This is a genomic window from Neisseria sp. P0022.S010 (assembly GCF_051956635.1).
The window spans coordinates 1-4,812 of sequence record NZ_JBQCXF010000220.1 but is presented as its reverse complement, the minus strand read 5'-3'; the positions used below and the strand labels follow the sequence as shown (position 1 = coordinate 4,812).

General features: G+C 50.4%; 5 protein-coding genes and 1 pseudogene. All 6 read left to right on the top strand.

Features of this window, described 5'->3' with window-relative positions; all coding sequences use genetic code 11:
- Positions 1 to 2: 2 nt before the first annotated feature.
- The gene (locus tag ACTHUT_RS14070) at positions 3 to 710 is read left to right on the top strand and encodes a glycosyltransferase family 2 protein (protein WP_440418923.1); all 708 of its coding nucleotides are present in this window, start codon (positions 3 to 5) and stop codon (positions 708 to 710) included.
- 4 nt (positions 711 to 714) lie between these two features.
- Entirely contained in the window at positions 715 to 1,644 is a 930-nt protein-coding gene (locus tag ACTHUT_RS14065; protein ID WP_250600291.1) for an LpxL/LpxP family acyltransferase, read from the top strand.
- Positions 1,645 to 1,670: 26 nt separating this feature from the next.
- Positions 1,671 to 2,108 (top strand): acyl-CoA thioesterase, encoded by a 438-nt coding sequence (locus ACTHUT_RS14060; RefSeq protein WP_250600289.1) that lies wholly within the window; start codon positions 1,671 to 1,673, stop codon positions 2,106 to 2,108.
- A 104-nt stretch (positions 2,109 to 2,212) separates the two neighbouring features.
- Complete coding sequence (locus ACTHUT_RS14055; protein ID WP_250600287.1) at positions 2,213 to 3,592, top strand: MATE family efflux transporter; 1,380 nt, start codon at positions 2,213 to 2,215, stop codon at positions 3,590 to 3,592.
- Between the two features lie 70 nt (positions 3,593 to 3,662).
- Positions 3,663 to 4,703 (top strand): UDP-N-acetylmuramate dehydrogenase, encoded by a 1,041-nt coding sequence (gene murB, locus ACTHUT_RS14050; protein ID WP_250600285.1) that lies wholly within the window; start codon positions 3,663 to 3,665, stop codon positions 4,701 to 4,703.
- An 18-nt stretch (positions 4,704 to 4,721) separates the two neighbouring features.
- Positions 4,722 to 4,812 (top strand): annotated as a pseudogene (locus ACTHUT_RS14045) (TetR/AcrR family transcriptional regulator); the annotation flags it as partial.

The window sequence follows — 4,812 nt, the reverse complement described above, 5'->3', positions numbered from 1 at the left end:
TTATTCCACATTACAACCACCCGACCACCATCAGCCACGTTGCCCAAACCATGCGTGGCTTTGGTTTAAACGTTTTAATTGTGGACGATGGTTCACGTGAAGAATGTAAACCTGTATTGCAGGCTTTGGTTTCAGACGGCATTGATGTCCTTTACCGTCCCATCAACGGCGGCAAAGGTGCAGCGGTCAAAATCGGCTTGGAATACGCCGAAGAACATGGCTATACCCACGTCTTGCAGGTTGATGCAGACGGCCAGCATTGCTTAAGCGACACACCCAAACTCCTCGCCGCAGCAGAACAAAATCCCGAAGCCGTTGTTTGCGGCTGGCCGCAATACGGCGATGACGCGCCCAAAGCACGGCTTTACGGACGCAAAATTACCGATTTCTGGAATATGCTGCACACTTGGTCATGCGACATCAAAGACGGCATGTGCGGCTTCCGCCTCTATCCGCTTGCACCCGCGCTGTCCGTCGTCCGCGAAGAAACCGTAGGCGACCGCATGGACTTCGATACGGAAATCCTTATCCGCCTGTACTGGCGTGGCGTCAAACCGGTTTGGATTAAAACGCCCGTCCAATATGCCGCCGACGGCGTGTCACACTTCGATGCCTTTGCCGACAATGTCCGCATCAGCAAAATGCATACACGGCTGTTTTTTGGTATGTTGAAACACCGATTGGGTAAAGTTTTCGGAAAGGCCGTCTGAAACCATGACCGACAATAAACAAACCCATTGGGCGGCGCAGCCCGAACGCGGCAGCCGCCTGTTTCTTACTCTGACCACATTGATGGTGCGCTATCTGCCGGCTTTTTTCATGAGGCCGTGCATTTGGTTTGTGGTGCTGTATTTTTATGCAACCGCGCCCAAACCGCGCCGTCATGTCTTACGCTATCAAACCCGTCTTCAGACGACCTTTCCCCATATCGTCCTGCCGAAACACAGCGTATTCAAACAATTCGTCGCATTTGGCGAAGCAGTTTGCGACCGTTTTGCCGTGTGGCAACGCAAAATCCGTTATGAAGATTTGGTGATTGAAGATCCGGACGACATCTATTCGCAAATCAAGCGCAACGAACGCGGCCAGATTTTTGCCTGTTCGCACTTGGGCAATACCGAAGTTTGCCGTGCGCTGGTGTCGCACCATAAAGATTTCAGACTCAACGTATTGGTGCACAGCAAACACGCGCAGGCATTTAACGAGGCATTGCAAAAAGCCGGTGCAGATCATATCCGTCTGATTCAAGTAACAGATTTGGACACCACCCTGATGATGGAATTGAACAGCCGTATCGAAAACGGCGAATGGATTGCCATCGCGGCCGACCGCGTGCCTGTACGCGGCGAGAAAACCGCCGACATTAATTTCTTAGGCCATACCGCCCCTATGCCGCAAGGCGCGTGGCTGTTGGCTTCGCTTTTAAAAACGCAGGTAAACACGCTGTTTTGCGTCAAACAAAACGGCCACTATCATTTGAAACTGCGCCGCTTTACCGATACTTCCAGCTGGAAACGCGGCAACCGCGAGGCTGCCGTCAAAGACGCGATGCAGGGTTTTGCCGACATTTTGGCGCAAGAATGTGCGCAAAATCCGCTACAATGGTTCAATTTTTATGATTTTTGGGGCGAAGACGCCGTCTGAAACCATCACATTCACTCTTTTAAACCATGAAAAAACACATCTACTGCCAACACAGCTTTGAAACCGAAGTTCCTTTTTTTGACGTAGATGCCATGCACATCGTGTGGCACGGCAACTATGTCAAATACCTTGAAACCGCGCGTTGTGCTTTTCTGTCTTCCATCGGTTACGACTATAACGAAATGGGACGGCAAGGGTACAGCTGGCCGATTGTGCAGATGAACCTCAAATACATCCGCCCTGCCCGTTTCGGCCAAAAAATCCGCGTTGATATGGACATCGTCGAGATCGAAAGCTGCCTGCGTATCGATTACACCATTTACGATGCCGAAACCAATGAAAAACTGACCCGCGCTTCGACTACCCAAGCCGCGGTGTCGCTTTCAGACGGCCTGATGCAGTTTCAAACGCCGGACAGCTGGTTGGAAGCAGTAAAAAAACATCCGACATTTAAGGCCGTCTGAAAAATTTATCGATTAAACAACATATTGCCTGCTTATCAGTATTACCCTTTATAATTTTAAATTTCCGTTTTCAGACGGCCTTTATCCTCAATCCACACATAATTATGCTACTGAACCTCAACCGCTTTGCCTTTCCTGTTTTCTTAAAAGAAATCCGCCTACTTACTGCCCTCGCCCTGCCTATGCTGTTGGCGCAAGTGGCGCAAGTGGGTATAGGTTTCGTCGATACGGTGATGGCCGGTGGCTCAGGTAAGGAAGATTTGGCCGCGGTGGCTTTGGGCAGCAGCGCATTCTCGACGATTTACATTACCTTTATGGGCGTGATGGCGGCGTTGAACCCGATGATTGCTCAGCTGTACGGCGCAGGTAAAACCGAAGAAGTCGGCAAAACAGGAATGCAGGGCATTTGGTTTGGCTTGTGTTTGGGCGTATTCGGCATGCTGTTGATGTGGGCGATGATTATGCCTTTCCGTCATTGGCTGACATTGAACGATTATGTTGAAGACACTATGGCGCAATATATGCTCTTTACCAGCTTGGCAATGCCGGCCGCCATGATACACCGCGCCCTACACGCTTATGCCTCCAGCTTAAACCGCCCACGCGTAATTATGTTGGTCAGCTTTGCGGCATTTGTGTTGAATGTGCCGCTGAACTATGTGTTTGTTTACGGCAAATTCGGTATGCCTGCTTTGGGCGGCGCAGGTTGCGGCGTGGCAACGGCAGCGGTATTTTGGTTCAGCGCATTGGCTTTGTGGCTTTATATCGCCAAAGAAAAATTCTTCCGTCCGTTTGGTTTGACGGCAAAAATCGGCAAACCTGATTTGGCGGCTTTCAAACAGATTTGGAAAATCGGCGCGCCCATCGGCTTGTCTTATTTTTTAGAAGCCAGCGCGTTTTCGTTTATCGTCTTTTTGGTGGCGCCATTCGGCGAGGATTATGTCGCCGCCCAACAAGTCGTCATCAGCCTGTCGGGCATTTTGTATATGGTTCCGCAAAGCGTCGGATCGGCAAGCACGGTACGCGTAGGCTTTTCGCTCGGGCGGCGCGAGTTTTTGCGGGCGCGTTATATTTCAGGCGTTTCGCTGGTGTTGGGCTGGGTACTTGCCACCTGCACCGCGCTGCTCTTGGTCATCTTTCGCTTCCAGTTGGCCAGTATATACACCAACGATGCGGCAGTATTAGGCATTGCCGCGACCGTTTTATTTTTCGCCTCCCTATTCCAACTGGCAGACGCTACCCAATGTATCGCTTCATATGCGTTGCGCGGCTATAAAGTGACCAAAATGCCGATGTTCATCCATGCCGCCGCTTTCTGGGGCTGCGGCCTGTTGCCCGGCTACCTGCTTGCCTATCATGTCGATATGGGCATTTACGGCTTCTGGACCGCGCTGACCGTTTCACTGACGATTGCCGCCATCGCATTGGTATGGTGCCTGGAGCTTTGCAGTAAAGAGATGATCAAATCGCATAAGGCCGTCTGAAAAATACAAGCAGTCTTTCTCCAATGATTACGCTATTTAATCAACGAATTCCTATTTTAAAGTTAAGCCCATGCAACCCATCCAATACCAAACCGACCTCACCTCCTACAACACTTTCGGCCTGAAAGCCCAAGCTCAAGCATTTGTCGCACTCAAACATGCCGACGAGTTGCGCAACATCGTCCGACTGCCCGAGTTCAACCGAGATACTGTGTTATGGCTCGGCGGCGGCAGCAATATCCTTTTGATGGAGGACTACGCCGGTCTGGTTGTGCATATGGGAAACAAGGGAATACGCGAAATTGAGCGTTCAGACGGCCTGGTTTATATCGAAGCGCAAGCCGGGGAAATTTGGCATGATTTTGTTTTACATACGGTTGGACTGGGTTTAAGCGGGCTGGAAAACCTCAGCCTGATTCCAGGCACAGTCGGCGCGTCTCCGGTACAAAATATCGGTGCATATGGTGTTGAAGCGAAAGATGTTATCCATAGCGTACGCTGCTTTGATTTGGATACAGAAACCTTTGTCGAGCTTTCCAATGCCGATTGCAATTTTGCCTATCGTGAAAGCCTGTTCAAACAGGAAGGCAAGGGACGTTATGTGATTGTTTCGGTTGTATTTGCGTTGAAAGAGCATTTTGTGCCGAACTTGGGCTATGGCGATTTGGCGGCAGCGGTTGCCGAACTGAGCCAAGGCCGTGAGGCGACGGCCAAAGATGTTTCCGATGCAGTGTGTGCAATCCGCAACAGTAAACTGCCTAATCCTAACGTACTTGGTAATGTTGGGAGTTTCTTTAAAAACCCAGTTGTCAGCGCTGAAAAAGCGGCCGATTTGTTGCAACAATACCCCAATATGCCGCGCTATCCGCAGCCTGACGGTTCGGTCAAACTCGCGGCCGGCTGGCTGATTGACCAATGCCGTCTGAAAGGCCATCAGATCGGCGGTGCGGCAGTGCATGACAGACAGGCTTTGGTTTTGGTAAATAAAAACAATGCATCCGCGCAAGATATCCACCAGCTGGCACAATATGTTTGTAATACAGTATTTACTCAATTTCAGGTAGAATTACACGCAGAACCCAACTGGCTGCCTACTTCATACAGCCTATAAAACAAAGGAGTGTATCCCATGCCGCGCATTGCTAAAGTCAACACTTACACACGAATCATCAATGCCAGCCTCGCCTTGTTCAACGAAGAAGGCGAGCGCAATATCAGCA

Coding starts and splice junctions, on each gene's coding strand:
- ACTHUT_RS14065 (WP_250600291.1), top strand. CDS start 715: ATGACCGACAATAAACAAACCCATTGGGCGGCGCAGCCCGAACGCGGC.
- ACTHUT_RS14060 (WP_250600289.1), top strand. CDS start 1,671: ATGAAAAAACACATCTACTGCCAACACAGCTTTGAAACCGAAGTTCCT.
- ACTHUT_RS14055 (WP_250600287.1), top strand. CDS start 2,213: ATGCTACTGAACCTCAACCGCTTTGCCTTTCCTGTTTTCTTAAAAGAA.
- murB (WP_250600285.1), top strand. CDS start 3,663: ATGCAACCCATCCAATACCAAACCGACCTCACCTCCTACAACACTTTC.